General features: G+C 64.6%; 16 protein-coding genes. 7 read left to right on the top strand and 9 right to left on the bottom strand.

The features are described from left to right. Positions 1-17 precede the first annotated feature (17 nt). Together AB688_RS06935 and AB688_RS06940 are read right to left on the bottom strand one after the other, a co-directional pair. Positions 18-1,100 carry a Shedu immune nuclease family protein gene (locus AB688_RS06935; RefSeq protein ID WP_063543027.1) on the bottom strand — a complete coding sequence of 361 codons (1,083 nt, stop codon included), beginning with the start codon at positions 1,098-1,100 and terminating at the stop codon, positions 18-20. Between the two features lie 390 nt (positions 1,101-1,490). Then, positions 1,491-2,417 carry a LysR family transcriptional regulator gene (locus tag AB688_RS06940; protein ID WP_063543029.1) on the bottom strand — a complete coding sequence of 309 codons (927 nt, stop codon included), beginning with the start codon at positions 2,415-2,417 and terminating at the stop codon, positions 1,491-1,493. A gap of 137 nt (positions 2,418-2,554) precedes the next feature. On the opposite strand from AB688_RS06940, the gene AB688_RS06945 reads away from it, so the two are divergent. The 4 genes from AB688_RS06945 to AB688_RS06960 all read left to right on the top strand — a co-directional run bounded on the left by AB688_RS06945 (position 2,555) and on the right by AB688_RS06960 (position 6,076). After that, a complete protein-coding gene (locus AB688_RS06945) occupies positions 2,555-3,814 on the top strand; it encodes an MFS transporter (RefSeq protein WP_231100300.1) in 1,260 nt (419 codons plus the stop codon). Positions 3,815-3,832: 18 nt separating this feature from the next. Then, the gene (locus AB688_RS06950) at positions 3,833-4,762 is read left to right on the top strand and encodes a carbon-nitrogen hydrolase family protein (RefSeq protein ID WP_063543033.1); all 930 of its coding nucleotides are present in this window, start codon (positions 3,833-3,835) and stop codon (positions 4,760-4,762) included. Between the two features lie 318 nt (positions 4,763-5,080). Beyond that, positions 5,081-5,575, top strand: a complete 495-nt coding sequence (locus AB688_RS06955) for an EF-hand domain-containing protein (protein ID WP_063543035.1) — start codon at positions 5,081-5,083, stop codon at positions 5,573-5,575. 81 nt (positions 5,576-5,656) lie between these two features. Next, positions 5,657-6,076 (top strand): organic hydroperoxide resistance protein, encoded by a 420-nt coding sequence (locus AB688_RS06960; protein ID WP_063546643.1) that lies wholly within the window; start codon positions 5,657-5,659, stop codon positions 6,074-6,076. 15 nt (positions 6,077-6,091) lie between these two features. On the opposite strand, the gene AB688_RS06965 is transcribed toward AB688_RS06960, so the two are convergent. Beyond that, positions 6,092-7,048 (bottom strand): arsenic resistance protein, encoded by a 957-nt coding sequence (locus tag AB688_RS06965; protein WP_063543037.1) that lies wholly within the window; start codon positions 7,046-7,048, stop codon positions 6,092-6,094. A gap of 87 nt (positions 7,049-7,135) precedes the next feature. After that, positions 7,136-8,629 (bottom strand): methylenetetrahydrofolate reductase C-terminal domain-containing protein, encoded by a 1,494-nt coding sequence (locus AB688_RS06970; protein WP_063543039.1) that lies wholly within the window; start codon positions 8,627-8,629, stop codon positions 7,136-7,138. Positions 8,630-8,959: 330 nt separating this feature from the next. On the opposite strand from AB688_RS06970, the gene AB688_RS06975 reads away from it, so the two are divergent. Then, positions 8,960-9,679, top strand: coding sequence for an SDR family oxidoreductase (locus AB688_RS06975; RefSeq protein ID WP_063543041.1), 720 nt, complete (start codon positions 8,960-8,962; stop codon positions 9,677-9,679). A 51-nt stretch (positions 9,680-9,730) separates the two neighbouring features. Here the strand turns inward: AB688_RS06975 and AB688_RS06980 are convergent, their stop codons facing one another. The 5 genes from AB688_RS06980 to AB688_RS07000 all read right to left on the bottom strand — a co-directional run bounded on the left by AB688_RS06980 (position 9,731) and on the right by AB688_RS07000 (position 15,284). After that, positions 9,731-10,909 (bottom strand): acetyl-CoA C-acetyltransferase, encoded by a 1,179-nt coding sequence (locus tag AB688_RS06980; protein WP_063543043.1) that lies wholly within the window; start codon positions 10,907-10,909, stop codon positions 9,731-9,733. Between the two features lie 206 nt (positions 10,910-11,115). Then, positions 11,116-12,234 carry an agmatine deiminase family protein gene (locus AB688_RS06985; protein WP_063543045.1) on the bottom strand — a complete coding sequence of 373 codons (1,119 nt, stop codon included), beginning with the start codon at positions 12,232-12,234 and terminating at the stop codon, positions 11,116-11,118. 3 nt (positions 12,235-12,237) lie between these two features. Next, positions 12,238-13,332: an extracellular solute-binding protein gene (locus AB688_RS06990; protein WP_063543047.1), complete on the bottom strand. Its 1,095-nt coding sequence runs from the start codon at positions 13,330-13,332 to the stop codon at positions 12,238-12,240. A 3-nt stretch (positions 13,333-13,335) separates the two neighbouring features. After that, entirely contained in the window at positions 13,336-14,232 is an 897-nt protein-coding gene (gene aguB, locus AB688_RS06995; protein ID WP_063543049.1) for an N-carbamoylputrescine amidase, read from the bottom strand. Then, positions 14,229-15,284: an agmatine deiminase family protein gene (locus AB688_RS07000; RefSeq protein ID WP_063543051.1), complete on the bottom strand. Its 1,056-nt coding sequence runs from the start codon at positions 15,282-15,284 to the stop codon at positions 14,229-14,231. The genes aguB and AB688_RS07000 overlap by 4 nt, the downstream gene beginning before the upstream one ends. 135 nt (positions 15,285-15,419) lie before the next feature. Here AB688_RS07000 and AB688_RS07005 point away from each other — a divergent pair, with 135 nt between their 5' ends. Next, positions 15,420-16,289 (top strand): LysR family transcriptional regulator, encoded by an 870-nt coding sequence (locus tag AB688_RS07005; protein ID WP_063543053.1) that lies wholly within the window; start codon positions 15,420-15,422, stop codon positions 16,287-16,289. 277 nt (positions 16,290-16,566) lie between these two features. Further along, positions 16,567-17,778, top strand: a complete 1,212-nt coding sequence (fabV, locus tag AB688_RS07010; protein WP_063543055.1) for an enoyl-ACP reductase FabV — start codon at positions 16,567-16,569, stop codon at positions 17,776-17,778. Positions 17,779-17,834 lie beyond the last annotated feature (56 nt).

A 17,834-nucleotide genomic window follows, 5' to 3' on the forward strand; every position in this document is an offset into this window, starting at 1 on the left:
TGCACAGGGGCTGCTGGTCAGCCCCGCTGAAGTCTGCGTAACCAGGTATCCCATGACTCCACCCGGATGGGTGGGTTGAAGGTCCTTTCGAAGTCATGCCTTTTCGTGCTCTCTGCGCGGTCATCTACCGTCCTGCCGCCGATCAGAATCGTCCGGATATTGATGTCTTTTTCCGGATCTACTTCAAGCTTGTGGCAAGGCCCCAGGAAGGCGTTGTGAACATGTTCACCTCGCTCGACACGCTGTCTGATCGCATGCACGTGCTGCCTGAACGGTTCCGGGTCTCGATAAAGCTTCCCGAGTCGATCGCGTATCTGATCAGCGGCTTGATTGATCTTGTGATTGAAGGCCTTGTAGTGATCGGCGTTCAGAAGGTTGAAATCAGCGCCTTTGACCTCGATCAGAATGACATCCATACGCGACCTGCCTGTGAAAACGACAAAATCGACTTGCCCATTATCCAGTGGAAATTCGGAGAAACAGAGATATTCGTTATCAGGCTTTGCGTAGGCTTCACCGAAGACGGACAAGTCTCGTTTGAGCAAGCGCTGGATGTCTCGCTCGCCAGCGCCTTCGACGATGAGTGCTTCGATATCTGCTTTCGAAAGCATGCCGTCTTCGATTTCAAGCCGGCGTTTGATCGTGGCGGGGTGGGGTTGCCAGGGGGAATCCACGAAAGGGTCGCGTCGAAAGCGCAGTTGGTCTGCTCGGCAAATGACTCGGCTGTTCGAAGCGCTTCTGTTATCCAACTCGTCTGAGCTACCGTCGATCATGGACAGAACTTCGGTCCGGGGGATGCTCTGCCACTGAACGCCTTGGCGAGAGCCTACTGTGACGATATCGAAGCTGTCCCGAGCAGGGTCTTCCCGTTCGTAGTGTTCGATGTAGGTTGCAGGTGGCAGGACGATCCCCAGTTCGTGGAGCGATTTGATGATGTGCTCGACGGCATTGGTGACGGACATACCATCATTTTTTTCGTCCAGGTCGGTCAGCAACACGGTGGTGTCGGTTGCTGTCCTGAAGATTCTTACCCGGCATAGGCCTCTGCGAAGCCTGGAGCTTCCTTGGGCGTAGTCATGCACGATGTCGATAATTTTCATGATGCGTCCTTGTACAGGTGATCCATGGAATTTGCTTGGCACTTCCATACGCAGGCGACTGGCAATACGCGTGCGGACGGTGGGTAGCAGTGCGTCCCCCGTGAATTCTAGAAACTCCCCTTTAGACGTATATCGGACCGCTCCCATATTGCGACTCACGGCGTCTTCCGGCATCGGGGAGTACGTCGGACTAGTCCGAGATGGTTGTCGGAGGAGGCTGGCCCCGGCTTTGCCGGTGTTCTCTGGCGAGCTCGCTCTCACAGAGATCGCGTCAGCCTACCGTCACTCACTTCAGCGATCTCGTCATACGCCTTCTGAAACTGGCCCCGGTCGCGCCTGATCAGCAGGATTGCTTGCCGACGGTCTTGGCGAAAGCCGTCGGTCCGGAGGCTACCTCACCACCTGGGCCAGGTTGCCGATGAACTGCCGCAACCATTCATGATGCGGTTTGTTGTGCCGGGCAATGTCCCAGACCATGAAGCAGCGGAACGACGGCACCGGGAAGGGCACCGGGCTCACGGTCAGGTCGGTCATGGCGGCATAGCTCTCGGCGGCGAAGCTTGGGATCGTGGCTATCACTTCGCTGTTCATCAAGGTGCTCAGTGCGCCGCTGAAGTGCGTGAACGAGGCGGTGACATGCCGCGCATAGCCTGCCGCCTCGAACATGTCGTCGATGAAGCCGCGGCGGCCATCGTAGGAAATCCGCACGTGATTGGCGGCGAAATAGTCTTCCAGAGCGATGGGTTCGTTTGCCGTTCCATTGCGTGGGCGGTAGAGGCAGGCGTAGGACGAGGAAAACAGCACCTGTGAGGAATAGCTGGTGTTGAAGTCCTTGGGCTCGGCGCAGATCACCAGGTCCATGTCAGGGTCTTGCAGCGACTGTTTCCACAGCGAGCTGTTGCTCTGGTGGAAGGCGAAGGTCACGCCCAGGCCTTCGGCTGCTGCTGCGTTGACGATGCGCGGCGCCAGGCAGGCCTCGATATCGTCAGACAGGCCGATATTGAAGACATAGCTGGAATCATGCGGCGAAAAGTCGGGTTCTGTGCCCAACAGGCCGGATATGGAGGTCAGGGCTTCGGTGATCTTCGGCGCCAGCTCCATGGCCTTGCGCGTGGGTTGCATGCCCGAGGCGGTGCGGATGAACAGCTCGTCGCCGAAGTGCTCGCGCAGGCGGCGCAAGGCTGAGCTCACCGCGCCCTGGGTCACGTGCAGCATGGCCGAGGCGCGGGTGGCGCTGCGTTCGGTCATCAGGCAGTGAAAGGTCAGCAGCAGGTTCAGGTCGATCCGAGAAATATTACGTACGTTAATCCGGCTCATATTTCCTAATCGTTTGCCCCGTGGTCGGTGGTGTTTCTAGTCTGGTGCCCACAACAGATAACAACACATAGGTGGATCCGGTGGGCACGATTTCGCATAGCGTGGGTGAAAGCAATACCCATACCAGGGGTGGGCAGGTGGATATCCGCAAGCGCGCCATCGCGGTGGGGATCGGCAACTTCATGGAGTGGTTCGACTTCGCCGTGTACGGCTATTTCGCGGCGGTGATCGGAATGCTGTTCTTCCCGTCCAGCGCGCCTGGCGTGTCGCTGCTGTCGTCGCTGGCGGTATTCGCGGTGGGCTTTCTCTCGCGGCCTTTCGGGGCGCTGATCCTGGGGCCGATCGGTGACCGTTTCGGCCGGCGGGCGGTGCTGATCATCACGGTGTTCGGCATGGGCGTGTGTACCACGATCATCGGGTTGTTACCCACCTACGAGGCGATCGGTATCTCCGCGCCCGTGCTGTTGATCGCCATGCGCTTCGTGCAGGGGATGATGGTCGGCGGCGAGTGGTCGAGCGCAGGCATCTACATCGTCGAGAGCGCGCCGGCGAATCGCCGCGCCACGGCGGCCAGTGTGATCACCGGGACTGCCGGGCTGGCGTTTCTGTTCGGCACCTTCGTCGCCGCGACCATCACCACCACGCTCAGCGACGCGCAATTGACGGCCTGGGGCTGGCGCCTGCCATTCGTGGCCTCGATCGTCATGACCGGTATCGCCATCTTCATCCGCCGCAAGCTGGGCGATACCCCGGTGTACGAAGAGATGGTGCGCCAGCGCGATTCGGCGCAGGCCCCGAGCAAGGCGGTGCGGCGCCGGGCGTTCATCACTACCTTTGCCTTTTCGGCACTGTTCGGGGTGTCGCTGTACTACTTCGTCACCTACGCCAACAACCACCTGGTCACCACCGTGGGGCTGCCGCGCAGCACGGCGCTGTGGCTGTGCAGCATCGCGCTGGTGGTGTACGTGATCGTCAACCCGCTGATCGGTCGGCTCAGTGACCGCATCGGCCGGCGCAAGCTGTTGCTGGGCGCCGCGGCTGCGCTGACGGTGCTGGCGTTTCCGATTTTCCTGTTGATCAACAGCGGCAACAGCGCGGCGATCCTGCTCGGCTTGATCATCCTGGGTGTGCTGGTGGCGGTCACTGCGGTGATGGACGTGGTGCTGCTGGTGGAGGTCTTCCCGGCCTCGATCCGCTCCACTGGCGCGGCGCTGGGCCACAACCTGGCGCTGGCGATCCTGGCAGGCCCGGGGCCGTTCATCGCCGCGGCGCTGATCCGCATGACCGGCGACGCCAACCTGCCCGCTGCCTATCTCGCCGGGGTCTCGCTGCTGTGCCTGCTGGTGCTGTGCAAGACCTTGCCGGAAACCCGTGACAACGACATCAGCCGTTTCTAACCACAGACAGGAGTCATCATGACCCGTGTAGCAATCATCCAGGCCGCTTCCGTTCCTTATGACGCGATGGCCAGTGTCGAGAAGGCCGCCGGCATCCTGCGGCGGGTGGCGGAGCAGGGCGCACAACTTGCGGTGTTCCCCGAGGCGTTCATTGGCGGTTATCCCAAGGGCGCGGCGTTCGGCAGCGTGGTGGGCAATCGCAGTGCTGCCGGGCGCGCGCTGTACCAACGCTACGTCGAGGGTGCGGTGGCCCTCGACGGCCCGGAGCTTGCGGCGTTTGCCGAAAGCGTCGAGCAGACCGGCGTGACTGCCGTGGTCGGCATCATCGAGCGTCATGGCCGGACCCTGTATTGCACCGCTGTCACTCTGGCGCCGGGCCGTGGCATTGCCGGTTATCACCGCAAGCTCATGCCGACCGGGCAGGAGCGCCTGATCTGGGGCTTCGGCGATGGCTCGACCATTGAGCCGGTGCAGACCGACTTCGGTGTGCTCGGCAGCGTGATCTGCTGGGAGAACTACATGCCGGCGCTACGCCAGGCCATGTATGCACAAGGGGTGCAACTGTACTGCGCACCGACTGCCGACGATCGACCGTCGTGGGCCAGTTCCATGGTGCATGTGGCGCTGGAGGGCCGAGTGTTCGTGCTCTCTGCCTGCCAGGCGATTCGCCTGGGCGAGTATCCGCAGCAGCACCGCGAGGCGTTCGGGCTGGACTTCGCCGACGACGACTACGTGATGCGCGGAGGGAGCATGATCGTCAGCCCGCTGGGTGAGGTGCTGGCGGGGCCGGTGTTCGATTGCGAGACCGAACTGTACGCCGATCTGGACATGAGCCAGTTGAGCCAGGGCAACCTCGACTTCGATGTGGTGGGCCATTATGCGCGGCCGGATGTGTTCGAGCTGAAGGTCAATACCGCGCCGTTGCGGGCGGTGAGTTTCGACGGCTGAGATCGCCGGCGCCGCTTTGCGGCCCAATCGCGGGACAAGCCCGCTCCCACAGATACGTGCGCTGATCCAGTGTCAGCGCACGTATCTGTGGGAGCGGGCTTGCCCCGCGATTGGCCGCGATTGTATCGCCCTGTATCTCATCCCTGATCCTGCGTACTTGCATACAAATCCCTCCCTCTCCGGATACGCCCCCGATACACGCTGACGTTCAAATGGCTCCACCCGAACGAACGGGGCCAGGCGCCCGGTTCATCGGCTCTCTCGCCCTAGGGGCAATGAACCCAGCGGAACGACCGCACTGACATCCGGAGAAATGCCATGTCCCATACCCCGATTTCCACCAAGGCTCGCATCGGCCTGTTCGCCATCGCCCTGGCAGGCGGTATCAACGTCACCAGTTCCGCTTTCGCTGTTGAAGCACTGCCGCAGGGCTACCAGCTCGCGGCCAACGAGAAGGCCCCGGAAGGCAAGTGCGGGGAAGGCAAGTGTGGCGCCCAGGGCAAGGCCACCCAGGCCGAAGGCAAGTGCGGTGGCCAGGCTAAAGTCACTGGAGCCGAGGGCAAGTGTGGTGAAGGCAAGTGCGGCGATGCCTCCTTCGCCCGCACCGACACCGACCACGATGGCCGCGTTTCGCGTGCCGAGCTGCTGGCCGTGGCGCCGAAGGCCAACGCCGAATTCGATGCGATCGATGCCAACCACGATGGCTACCTGTCCGAGGCGGAGACGTATCAGTTCCGCAAGCATCAGTTCGACGCCAACGGCAAGCCGTTCCCATCCGACCTGTACAGCCGCCTGAGCCAGGCCAAGCAGTAACGGCCATCGCGCCCTTCCCGCACCCTTGGTCGGGGAGGGCCGTGCGCAACGTCCTGATCGGCAAGAAGGAGATGCACCGTGATTACCCCTCTGACAACCACGCTCTACACCGCCCGTACTCACACCAGCGGCGGCCGCGACGGCCGCGGTCGCTCCAGTGATGGTGCGCTGGACCTGCCGCTGAGCCCGCCCGGCTCCGGACGTCCAGGCACCAACCCCGAGCAATTGTTTGCCATCGGCTGGTCGGCCTGCTTCATCGGCGCATTGCGTCGTGCGGGGCAGAAGTTCGACATCCGCCTGCCCGAGGGCGTGGCGGTGGAGGCTGATGTGGCGCTGGGCAATACCGCCGATGGCGGCTTTGCCCTGGCCGCTCAGTTGACGGTGCACTTGCCCGGGCTTGCCCAGGAGGACAAGCAGAAGATGGTGGCCGAGGCGCACCAGATCTGCCCGTACTCCAAGGCGACGCGGGGCAACATCGAGGTGGGGTTCGTGATTGTGTGAGGTGGTCGGAGCCCGTCAGGTGCGTACCACTGCCGGCACCATCCGCACGTAGATCAGTTCGCTCACCAGCTCTACCAGTGTCTGGGTAATCACCGCCGCTGCCGCCAGCACCCGCAAGTCTTCCGGCAAGGCCAGCGCCAGCGGCAGTACCACCAGCGAATTGCGGGTCGCGGCGCTGAACGTCACCGCTCGTGCTTCGCGCGCCTGCAGTCGGAACAGCCGCGCCGAGAGCAGCCCCAGCAGCGGTGCCAGCAGCGCGAACCCGACATACACCGGAATCACCGGCAACAGGCGCTGGAAGTCGCCCAGCACCACGGCGATCTGCGAGCCGATCACGGCAATCAGCACCAGGGCCATGGCCGGTACCGGCATCCACGCCCAGGCGTCGTTCCAGCGAGCGATGGCCTGCGAGCGGCGCGCGCCGGCGCTGGTGAGTACGGCCAGCAGCATCGGCAGCGCAATCAGCAGCACGAAGGCTTCCACGAACGGCGCGATGGAAAGTGCCACCGGGTTGTGCGTGCCGAGCATCAGGGCCAGGTACAGCGGCAGCAGCGCCAGTTGCACCAGCAACAGCACTGGCGTGGCGGCGAGGATCAGGCGCGAGTCGCCTTTGCCGATGTGGGTGAACACCACCACATAGTCGATGCACGGCGTGAGCAGCACCAACAGTGCACCGATCAGGATCGCCGGATGCTCGACCAGGCCGCGCGTGGCCGCCCACACCAGCATCGGTGCCAGCACGAAGTTGGCAAGCAACAGCGCGCCCATGAAGCGGCGGTTGCCCAGCCCCTGACGCAGGTCGAGAAAGGGGATCTGCAGGAACATCGCGTACATCAGCACGGCAATCGCCGGGGTCACCAGCGCTTGCAGGTGGCTGGCGGTGTCGGGGGTGAGCAGGCCTGCGGCGATGGCCAGAACCACGGCGGCGAAGTAGAGGGCGATCTGCTGGGTTTCAAGTTGCTCTCGGGTCACGCGGCGGTCCTGTGGGCGAGTGTGGGGCGATGGCCGCTCAGGATAGAGGCTGCCGGGCCCTCCGTGCCAGGGCTTGCCGGGTCGCGCCTACAGGTCCGCGATCTCGGGTTGTGGGCGCTTGGCGCGCGCTGCGGGTTGCACTGGGGTGGGCTCGGCGAACCAGCGCGGCCAGGAGCTTTGCTGGCGCCCACCGACCTCGACGCAGGGGATCAGCTTGTCGCTGAGCACATGCGTCTGCCCGACCGACACTGCCGTGCGGTATTTGCGGCTGTGGATGCATTCGCGGTCGCCGAACTCGCAGCGGTTCAGTTGCGTGCCGCCGCAGGGCCCGTTGGCCAGGCCCTTGGGGCAGGTTTCCGGGCAGATGTACAAGGTGTCTTCGAGCCGGCATTGCCCGCAGGTGTCGCAACCGACCAGCGGCCGCTTGAGGCTGCGCTCCACGCCGTGCAGCACGCGCGCCGCTGCCGGTGTCGACCACAGCGCGCGGCGTACGCTCCAGCCGAATGCCTTGCTCAACAGCGTTTCGCGGCTGAACAGTTGATGGTGCATGGCCGACAGCAAATGGTAGCGAGCCTTTTCCGTAAACGACGCCTGGACCTGGCGCTGGCCTTGCTGCCAGTGATGCGCGGGTGGGTGGAAAGTGACCGGTGCCACGCCGGGCATCTGCCAGGCAGCATCCCAGGCGCTGCGCCATTGCTCGAGGCTGTTGATGCGTGGCAGCCAATCTTCCAGGGCTTGTTCCAGTTCGAGAAACTGTTCGAGTTCGTGCACGCCGGAGAGGTTGATCCCGGCGTAACCCAGCAGGCGCAGGCCGATGATCTGCAGGGCCAGGCGCTCGGTGGCACGCTGCCGGGCGTGGGCCTTGGACACCGCTGCCTCGGCGGCGAGCAGCGCACGCATCGCGGGGCTGACGGTGACACCCGCCACATGCTCGAGCATCCCGGCGCGGCCATCGGTCAGCCCCATGATGCAGGCGAGCAGGGGCCGAGGCGTGGGCTGGCGCTGCATCCAGTGCATGGCCTCGCGGTATTTCTGGAAGTCGAAGCCCAGTTGCAGGATGAAGAAGTCGACGCCGGCGGCGAGCTTCTTTTCGGCCTTGAAGTACTGCGCGCCGCCTTCTTCCTCGCGGTATTTGAACGGGTTCAGTGCTGCACCGAGTAGCCAGTCGGGGCGCGCCTGGCGCACGATCTGCAGGGCTGCGACGGATTCGAGGTAACGCACCGGACGCTGGCCCGGCATGTGGCCGGGCAGGCGGTCGCCGGTCAGCAACAGGAGCTGGTCCAGGCCAGCGGCGTCCATGCGCGGCAACTGGGCGAGCAGGTCCTGGCGCTCGCGGTCCTTGCCGGAGAAATGCAGCAGGGTCGGGACCGGTGTATCGAAGCTGCGGCAGGCGTCGAGCGGCGACATGTCGAGCGCACTGCCGACCCGGTCGGCGATGGACACCGCCAGTGGCCAACCACACAACTGCGCACGCGCCATGATGCTCTCCAGCGCCGCGAAGCGCTGGGCAGAAGGCTTGGGAACGAACTCCATGATGCAGACGAAGGATTGGTCGTTCAGGGCTTGTCTGAGCAGGCTCATGGTGGGTACCGGGTGCGGGCAGGATGGCAGTGTGGCTGGATTGGGGCGCAGTGGGTTGTCTGCAAGCGTACGGCATTGATCTGAAACAGACACGCGGCGCGGTTTACATCTGGATACAAGCCGGGCTTTGTCATCGAGCTGGTGGGCTACTTGGATGCTGCGCTCTGTGGAGCGAATCTGGTTTTGGCGGTGACCTTTTCGCGGGCAAGCCCGCTCCTACAGGCCCCGCGGCCCTGAAGACTGTGGAGTACCTGTGGGAGCGGGCTTGCCTGCGAAAAGGTCACCGCTGTCCCGGCCTCTTTCCCCAAACCTCGATAAATGGAGTTATTGATGAAGACCCTGGTAATCGGCGCCAGCAAAGGGCTGGGCAAGGCTTTGATGCAAGGCCTGGGCAACCCCGGCGACACCCTGATCGGCGTCGCCCGCGCCATCCCCCCGCATGTCCCCGCCGTCGCTGGTATCGACACCCGCTGGATCGAAGCCGACCTCGCTCACCCCGCAGCCGCCGTCGCCACCATCACCGAGGCGGTGGCTGACCAAGGCGTCGACACGCTGGTCTACAACCTGGGCATCTGGGAGCCCCTGGCCTTCGACCCCGCCTACGATTTTCTCGACGACCAGGACGCTCAGATTGAAACCATGATCGGTTGCAACATCACGGCGACCATCCTGCTGATCAAACGTCTGCTGCCTCTGTTGCTGCAAAGCCAGCACCCACGCATCCTGCTGACGGGCTCGACTTCGGGCCTGCCGCGCAGCGGGCGCCCGGAGGTGACGTTCGGTGCCAGCAAATTCGCCCTGCAAGGCATCGCCGACGCTCTGCGTGAGGGCTACCGCTATCGGCGTCTTGGGGTGACCTGCCTGAACCTGGGCTATCTCAATACAGAGGATGGCCTGGAGGTGCCGGTTGCAGACGCTGCGCAGCGTGGCGAAGGGGCACTGATACCGGTGCACGATGTGGTGCAGGTGGTCAGGATGGTCCTGTCACTGTCGCCGGCCAGCTTTGTCAGGGAGCTGAGCTTGCCGGCGATTCTGGATGACAGATTCTGAAATTAGCGGTGAGTGCTTCGCGGGCTCGCCTGCGCAGAACTCACCACAGACTCATCGCTCGATCGTCAACGCGACACCTTGGCCGCCACCGATGCACAGCGTCGCCAGGCCTTTCTTCGCATCGCGCTTGATCATCTCGTGCAGCAGGGTCACCAGCACCCGGCAACCCGAGGCGCCGATCGGGTGGCCAAGGGCGATGGCGCCGCCGTTGACGTTGACCTTCGCCGCATCCCACGCCAGCTCCTTGCCCACAGCCAGGGCCTGGGCAGCGAAGGCCTCGTTGGCCTCGATCAGGTCCAGGTCGGCCAACTGCCAGCCAGCCTTCTGCAGGCAGCGCTGGGTCGCCGAGACCGGGCCGATGCCCATGATCGCCGGGTCCACACCGGCACTGGCGTAGCCGGTGATCTTGGCCAGCACTGGCAGGCCCAGGGCCTTGGCCTTGTCGACGCTCATCAGCAGCACGGCAGCGGCGCCGTCGTTGAGGCTCGAGGCGTTGCCAGCGGTGACGCTGCCGTCTTTCTTGAAGGCGGCGCGCAGCTTGCCCAGCGATTCGGCGCTGGTGCCCGGGCGAGGTTGCTCGTCGGTGTCGAACACCAGCGCCTCGCCTTTTTTCTGCGGGATGTGAATCGGGGTGATCTCATCCTTGAACCGACCGCCTTCGATAGCGGCCACCGCCTTGCGCTGGGACTCGGCGGCAAAGGCGTCCTGCTGTTCGCGGGTGATGGCGTACTTGTCCACCAGGTTCTCGGCGGTGATACCCATGTGGTAGTCGTTGAAGGCGTCCCAGAGGCCGTCGGTGATCATGGTATCGACCAGTTGGCCGTGGCCCATGCGCTGGCCGGTGCGGGCCGACGGCAGCACGTAGGGCGCCAGGCTCATGCTCTCCTGGCCGCCGGCGATCACCACCTCGGCGTCGCCGCAGCGGATTGCCTGGGCCGCCAGATGCAGGGCCTTGAGGCCCGAGCCGCAGACCTTGTTCAGGGTCAGCGCCGGCACCGCGTGGGGCAGGCCAGCCTTGACCGCAGCCTGGCGGGCGGGGTTCTGGCCGGCGCCTGCAGTCAGCACCTGGCCCAGAATCACCTCGTCGACTTGCGCAGGGTCGAGGCCAGTCTGCTCCAGCAGGCGCTTGATCACCGCAGCGCCGAGGTCGATGGCCGAGACATTGGCCAGGGAGCCCTGGAAACTGCCGATGGCAGTGCGGGTGGCGGCGACGATGGCGACTTCGTTCATTGTTGTTCTCCGGAAGGCGAAGTGGATCGCGACAGCATCACTGCCCGGGGCTCATTTGAGAAGTTTGTTTTTCTTTGTGATTGATCGGGTTTGCAAATGAATAGGGTGTCTGTGCCGGCCCGCAAGCCCGCTCCTAAAGCCCCCGATGTATTCGGGTGCAGCGACGTCCTTGTGGGAGCGGGCTTGCCCCGCGATAGGGCCGGTACTCACACCGCTGGACAATGGCTGGTCACACAATGGATGCCGCCACCCCCTGCCGCGATGGCATCGATATCCAACTGCACCACGTCCCGATCCGGATACAACTCGGCCAACAACGCCCGGGCCTTTTCATCGGCTTCGCGATCACCGAACTGCGGAGCGATGACCGCGCCGTTGATCACGAAATAATTGATATACCCCGCCGCGAAATCCGGGTTGCCCCTGTTGAACGCGTTCTTGCGTGGATTCAGCGGCGGCGACACGGTGTGCACCTGCAACGCCCGACCCTCGGCATCGGTGGCTTGCTTGAGTATCTCCAGATGCCGCAGCGTCACTGCGTGGTCATACGAATCGGGGTCGGTATCGAGGTTGGCCAGCACCACGCCGGGGCGCACGAAGCGCGCATAGAAGTCCACATGCGCGTCGGTGATGTCCTTGCCCTTGATGCCCGGCAGCCAGATGATCTTGCGCAGGCCCAGGCGCGCCTTGAGTTCCTGCTCGACCTCGGCCTTGTTCCAGCCGGGGTTGCGGTTGGCGTTGATCCAGCTGCTCTCGGTCATGATCCCGGTGCCATGGCCATCGACCTCGATACCACCGCCTTCGCCAACCAGCTCGCTGCGCTGGTAGGCCGCGTTCGCCCGCGTGGCCACCTGCCTGGCCAGCTTCGCGTCGTAGCGGTGCTGTTGCTTGCCACCCCAGCCGTTGAAGTTGAAGTCCACCGCGCCCAGCTCGCCGTCGTCGTCGACCACGAAGTTGGCGCCGATGTCGCGCATCCAGATGTCGTCCAGTTCGGTTTCGACATAGGTGACGTTATGGCTGCCGCAGTGCTCTTGGGCAATGTCACGCTCGCTGGCGCGGCAGAACACCGTCACCGGCTGGTAGAGCGCAATGGCCCGGGCGATGCGGCCCAACGCAGCCTGCACGTCTTCGGTGAAGTCTTCCCAGATCGCGTCCTGGGCGCCGAAAGCCAGGTAGGCGCGCTGCTGCGGCTCGCCCTCGTCGGGCATGAACCAGCGGCCCGCCTCGCTGGCGCGGGTGCGGCCCAATGGCAGGCCGATGCTTGCGACGGCGCCGAGGCCGGCGGCGATCGACAGGTGCTGGAGAAAGGTACGGCGGGTCGGCATGGGTCAGTCCTGGGCAGTCTTGAAACGGGTCCAGACACGCATGCGCGCACGCATGTCGGCCTGGGGAATATCCTTGCCCGGAATCAGCCGGGCATAGGTGGCGGCATCGAGGTAGATGTTGGGGTTGTCGCGCATGCGCGCGTCCACCCGCGGGCGGGCCTTGCTGCTGGCCGTGGGGTAGCCGGTGAAGGTGCTGATCGCGGCCATGTTTTCCGGGCGCATGACGAAGTTGATGAAACGATAGGCGTACTCCGGATGGCGTGCATCGGCGGGGATCGCCATGGTGTCCATCCACACCGTGGTGCCTTCGCGCGGCACGCGGTACTGGAAGTCGATGGCCTTGCCTGCGGCCTCGGCGGTGCGCTGGGCCTGGATCACGTCGCCGCTGTAGCCCAGCGACAGGCAGGTGTTCTCGTTGACCAGCTCGGTCACCGGCTGCGACTGCAGCTTGCGCACGTAGGGGCGGATGCCTTTGAGCAGCTCGCTGGCGGCGGCCAGGTCTTCGCGCTTGGCACTGCGCGGCTCTCGGCCCAGGTAATGGAGCACCACGGCGAGCACTTCGTCGGGTGAATCGATCATCGAGATACCGCAGTCGGCGAACTTGGCCGCCAGCTCTGGTTTGAACAGCAGGTCGAGGCTGTCCAGCGGGGCGTCGGGCATGCGCTCGCGGATCTTCGCCGCGTTGAAGGTCAGGCCGATGGTGCCCCAGGTGTAGGGCACCGTCGCCTGGCTGGCCTTGGGGTAGCGTTCGTGCAGTGCGCGCAGGCCGGGGTCGATGTCGTCCAGCGCGGTCAGTTGCTGGCGATCGAGCGGTTGCAGGCTGCCGGCGCGCATCAGTCGCTCGGCCACGGTGTCACCGGGAAACACCAGGTCGTAGCCGCTGCGCCCGGACATCAGCTTGGCCTCGAGCACCTCGCTGCTGTCCATGACGTCGTAGATCACCGGGATGCCGGTTTCGGCGGTGAAGCGCTTGAGGGTGTCCTCGGCAAAATAGTCGGCCCAGTTGTACAGGCGCAGGGCCTCCTGCTGCGCCTGGGCGACGGACGCGCAGCAGGCCAGGGCGAGGGCGGCGAACAGCTTTGATGGACGGCGTGGCATGGCTCAGGCCCTCGTCGGTTGTGAGGTGCGGCCGTCGAGGGTCATCAACGGTGCGTACATTTCGGGACGGCGGTCGCGGTAGATGCCCCAGCTCAGGCGGTCTTCGCGCATGCGTGCCAGGTCCAGGTCGTGCAGCCACACGCCACTGCTGTCGCGATCGGCTTCGGCTAGCATCGCGCCCTTGTGGTCGCAGATGAACGAGGAGCCGTAGAAGCGCATCGACAGTTGCTCGTCACTGCGTGCCACTTCCTGGCCAATTCGGTTGGCGGCCACCACCGGCAGCAGGTTGGCTGCGGCATGGCCGCGCATCGCCATCTGCCAGTGGTCGCGTGAGTCCAGTTCGGCGGCGCCCGGCTCCGAGCCGATGGCGGTCGGGAACAACAGCACCTCGGCACCCAGCAGCGCCAGGCAACGCGCGGTTTCCGGGAACCATTGGTCCCAGCAGATGCCGATGCCCAGGCGGCCGAAGGCGGTGTCCCAGACCCTGAAACCGGTGTCGCCGGGGCTGAAATATTCCTTCTCCTGATAGCCGATGGCGTTGGGGATGTGGGTCTTGCGGTAGAGCCCCAGCAGACGGCCGTCGGCGTCGGCCACGGTCAACGAATTGAAGAAGGCGTTGCCGGCGCGCTCGTACCAGCTCAGCGGCAGCACCACGCCCAGCTCTTTGGCCAGCGCGGAGAAGCGGCGCAGCAGTGGACTGTCGTGGTAGTCCTGGGCCAGCGCCTGGTGGCTGTGGCACTGCTCGATGCAGAAGTACGGCGTGGCGAACAGCTCCTGCAGCAGGATCACCTGCGCGCCCTGGGCGGCGGCCTGGCGCACCAGTTGCTCGGCGCGGTCGAGGTTGGCGGCAAGGTTCCAGTCGCAGCTCATCTGCGTGGTGGCGATGCGCAGCAGGCTCATGGACGGTCCTCCGCTACAGGCCAGACCGGCTGTTGCTGGGTGATGCAGTGAATGCCACCGCCGCCGTGGGCGATATGGTCGATACGCACCGGCACGATCTCGCGGTCGGGGAAGGCCTGGGCCAACTGACGAGCGGCGGCCTGGTCGGCGTCGATGCCATAGGCGGGCATGATCACTGCGCCGTTGGCCAGGTAGAAGTTGGTGTAGGAGGCGCAGAACACTTCGACGTCTTTATCCACTGCGGCGCTGGCCTCGAACAGGTCGAGCAGCTCGAAGCGCCGCCCTTGGGCATCGCTGGCCAGTTCCAGGGCGCGACGGTTTTCCCGGGCGACGTCGGCGTAGACCGAGCCCTGTTCGTGGGTGGCATCGACCAGCAGCACGCCGGGCCGGGCGAAAGCGCAGACGCCGTCGACGTGGCCATCGGTCATGTCACCGGTGACGTACTGCGGGTCGCCGGGTAGCCAGATGGTCTTGCGGATGCCCAGCAGGCGGGCGAAGCACTCCTCGAAGTCAGCCTTGCTCAGGCCGGGGTTGCGGTTGGGGTTGAGCAGCACCGACTCGGTGGTGATCAGGGTGCCTTCGCCGTCCACGTGAATGGCGCCGCCTTCGTTGCACAGCGGCGTGCAGAAGCCTTCCAGGCCCAGGTGGTCGAGGATGCGCCGACCGAGGCTGCGGTCCAGGCCGTGCTCGGACTTGCCACCCCAGGCGTTGAAGCGCCAGCTCAGGCCGGCCAGGCCGTGTTGCGGGTGGGTGATGAAGGTCGGCCCGCTGTCGCGGCACCAGCTGTCGTCCACGGCCAGTTCGATCAGCTCGATACCGGCGCCGCACAGGGCGCGGGCGCTGGCCATGGCGGACGGCGCGACGATCATCTTCACCGGTTCGAAACGGGCGATGGCGCTGGCGACCCGGGCGTAGTCACGCTGTACGTCGGCCAGGGTCACGCGCCAACCGGCCTCCCACAAGCCTTGGTTGTGCGGCCAGATCATCCAGGTGGCGGCGTGGCGGGCCCATTCGGCGGGCATGCGCCAGCCGCTGGCGATGGACAGGTCCATGGTTAGCTCCAATGTATTAGTGATTTTTATCAACGAAGCCCGCCGTCGCGGGTGTTAGGGTCCATGATATGGCTATGAAGCGGCGTGGACTAACGATAGATTTAGCGTACTTCTGATTAGAAAGGCTTATCGATCATGCTCAAGCACTGGCCGCCGCTGAATGCGCTGCGAGGCTTTGAAGCCGCTGCCCGCCTGGGCAGTTTTCACAAGGCCGCCGAAGCCCTGAACCTTACCCAGTCGGCGATCAGCCAGCAGATCCGCAGCCTGGAAAGCTACCTGGAGCAACCGCTGTTCCACCGGACCGGGCGCAGTGTCAGCCTCACCGACGCGGGCCATGACCTGCTCAGCACCACGCAGGTCATGCTGCAACAACTGGCGGTGGGCATCCGCCGGCTGGACCAGTACCGCAAGCCCAACCAACTGGTGGTCAACACCACTCCGGCCTTCGCCCGGCACTGGCTGTTGCCGCGCCTGGCCGACTTCCATGCGCGCTGCCCGGAGGTAGACCTGTGGCTGTTCACCAGTTTCGATGCGCCTGACATGGGCAGCCAGACCATCGATCTGGCGATCCGCGACGACCTTGGCCCGCAGGCCGAGTGCAGCTTCAGCGTGTTGCATCAGGACCGTCTGTACCCCGCCTGTCATCCCGCCTTGCCCGAGACCGGGCGCACTACCTTGCATGGCGAACGGGAAATGGACTGGAGCCACTGGCAACTGGAGGGCGGCGAAGCGGTGGGGCAGCAGGGCAAGGGGCTGAATTTTTCCGATCCGGGGCTGCTGCTGGATGCGGCGGGAGAGGGGCTGGGGATTGCGTTGGTCAGCCAGTTACTGGCCCAGCGGCTGGTCGACGAAGGGCGCTTGCAAGCGTTGTCGGCGCAGCGCGTGCGCGGCCCGGCGTGGAGCTGCCTGGTGCACCGCGATAGCCAGGACGATCCGCTGGCGCGGCAGTTTCTGGCGTGGTTGCGCGCAGCCTTGGAGCCCCTGGCCCCACCCGTCCCTGTGTAGGAGCGGCCTTGTGCCGCGATCGGGCGCGAAGCGGCCGTAAAACCAGGCTCCGCGATCTGTGAGGAATACCTCGGCCGCCTGGTTTACGGCCGCTTCGCGCCCGATCGCGACACAAGGTCGATCCTACAGGGAGCGAGTCGCTTTCGGATTCGGGTTTTGCTCGGGCCCTTGACCCCGTAATATGTGTCGGATGACTTGCGGGGGTAGTCTCACCCTCTGATCAATCGGAATCGCCCCTGCGGCGTTTCCCCAGCATAAACCTGACGAGGTACAGACATTGGCCATCATTCATCCCAAGGTACGCGGTTTCATCTGCACCACGACTCACCCGAAGGGCTGCGAGCTCAACGTCCGTGACCAGATCGAAGCCACCCGCAAGCTGGGCGTGCGCGAGGATGGTCCGAAGAAAGTCCTGGTGATCGGCGCCTCCAGCGGCTACGGCCTGGCAGCACGCATCACCGCCGCCTTCGGCTTCAAGGCCGACACCCTGGGCGTGTTCTTCGAGAAGCCGGGCACCGAGACCAAGGCCGGCACTGCAGGCTGGTACAACGCCGCCGCTTTCGACAAGTTCGCCAAGGCCGAGGGTCTGTACAGCAAGTCGATCAACGGTGACGCCTTCTCCGACGAAGCCCGCGCCAAGGTGATCGAGCTGATCAAGAACGAGATGGGTGGCAAGGTCGACCTGGTCATCTACTCCCTGGCCTCGCCCGTACGCAAGCTGCCGCAGACCGGCGAGCTGATCCGCTCGGCGCTCAAGCCGATCGGCCAGCCGTACAAGTCGACCGCCATCGACACCAACAAGGACACCATCATCGAGGCCAGCATCGAGCCGGCCACCGAGCAGGAAATCGCTGACACCGTCACCGTCATGGGTGGCCAGGACTGGCAGCTGTGGATCGACGCCCTGGCCGGCGCCGACGTGCTCGCCGAAGGCGCGCGCACCGTGGCCTTCAGCTACATCGGCACCGAAATCACCTGGCCGATCTACTGGCACGGCGCCCTGGGCCAGGCCAAGCAGGACCTGGACGAAACCGCCCTGCGCCTGGACAAGAAGCTGGCCGGTGAAGTGAAGGGCGGCGCCAACGTCGCCGTGCTCAAGTCGGTGGTCACCCAGGCCAGCTCGGCCATTCCGGTGATGCCGCTGTACCTGTCGATGGTCTTCAAGATCATGCAGGAGAAAGGCGTTCACGAAGGCACCCAGGACCAGCTGGACCGCATGTTCCGCGACCGCATGTACCGCGCCGATGGTGCTCCGGCCGAAGTGGACGAAAAGGCTCGCCTGCGTCTGGATGACTGGGAACTGCGCGACGACGTGCAGGACGCCTGCAAGGCCATGTGGCCCAAGGTCACCACCGAGAACCTGTTCGAACTGACCGACTACGCCGGTTACAAGAAGCAGTTCCTCAACCTGTTCGGTTTCGAGCGCGCTGACGTCAACTACGACGAAGACGTGGCCACCGACGTACGGTTCGACTGCGTCGAGCTGTAAGCAAGCCCTTGACCGCGCAGCCGTTTGTCCCGGTTGCGCGGTTCCCTCCGTGGGCT

This window comes from Pseudomonas putida (assembly GCF_001636055.1).
Taxonomy (GTDB): domain Bacteria; phylum Pseudomonadota; class Gammaproteobacteria; order Pseudomonadales; family Pseudomonadaceae; genus Aquipseudomonas; species Aquipseudomonas machongensis.

What these genes read in the sequence shown, in the direction of transcription:
- AB688_RS06980 (WP_063543043.1), bottom strand. Translation starts at nt 10,909, where the DNA reads ATGAACGAAGTCGCCATCGTCGCCGCCACCCGCACTGCCATCGGCAGT.
- AB688_RS06950 (WP_063543033.1), top strand. Translation starts at nt 3,833, where the DNA reads ATGACCCGTGTAGCAATCATCCAGGCCGCTTCCGTTCCTTATGACGCG.
- AB688_RS06955 (WP_063543035.1), top strand. Translation starts at nt 5,081, where the DNA reads ATGTCCCATACCCCGATTTCCACCAAGGCTCGCATCGGCCTGTTCGCC.
- AB688_RS06975 (WP_063543041.1), top strand. Translation starts at nt 8,960, where the DNA reads ATGAAGACCCTGGTAATCGGCGCCAGCAAAGGGCTGGGCAAGGCTTTG.
- AB688_RS06970 (WP_063543039.1), bottom strand. Translation starts at nt 8,629, where the DNA reads ATGAGCCTGCTCAGACAAGCCCTGAACGACCAATCCTTCGTCTGCATC.
- AB688_RS06940 (WP_063543029.1), bottom strand. Translation starts at nt 2,417, where the DNA reads ATGAGCCGGATTAACGTACGTAATATTTCTCGGATCGACCTGAACCTG.
- AB688_RS07005 (WP_063543053.1), top strand. Translation starts at nt 15,420, where the DNA reads ATGCTCAAGCACTGGCCGCCGCTGAATGCGCTGCGAGGCTTTGAAGCC.
- AB688_RS06935 (WP_063543027.1), bottom strand. Translation starts at nt 1,100, where the DNA reads ATGAAAATTATCGACATCGTGCATGACTACGCCCAAGGAAGCTCCAGG.
- AB688_RS06985 (WP_063543045.1), bottom strand. Translation starts at nt 12,234, where the DNA reads ATGCCGACCCGCCGTACCTTTCTCCAGCACCTGTCGATCGCCGCCGGC.
- AB688_RS07000 (WP_063543051.1), bottom strand. Translation starts at nt 15,284, where the DNA reads ATGGACCTGTCCATCGCCAGCGGCTGGCGCATGCCCGCCGAATGGGCC.
- AB688_RS06990 (WP_063543047.1), bottom strand. Translation starts at nt 13,332, where the DNA reads ATGCCACGCCGTCCATCAAAGCTGTTCGCCGCCCTCGCCCTGGCCTGC.
- aguB (WP_063543049.1), bottom strand. Translation starts at nt 14,232, where the DNA reads ATGAGCCTGCTGCGCATCGCCACCACGCAGATGAGCTGCGACTGGAAC.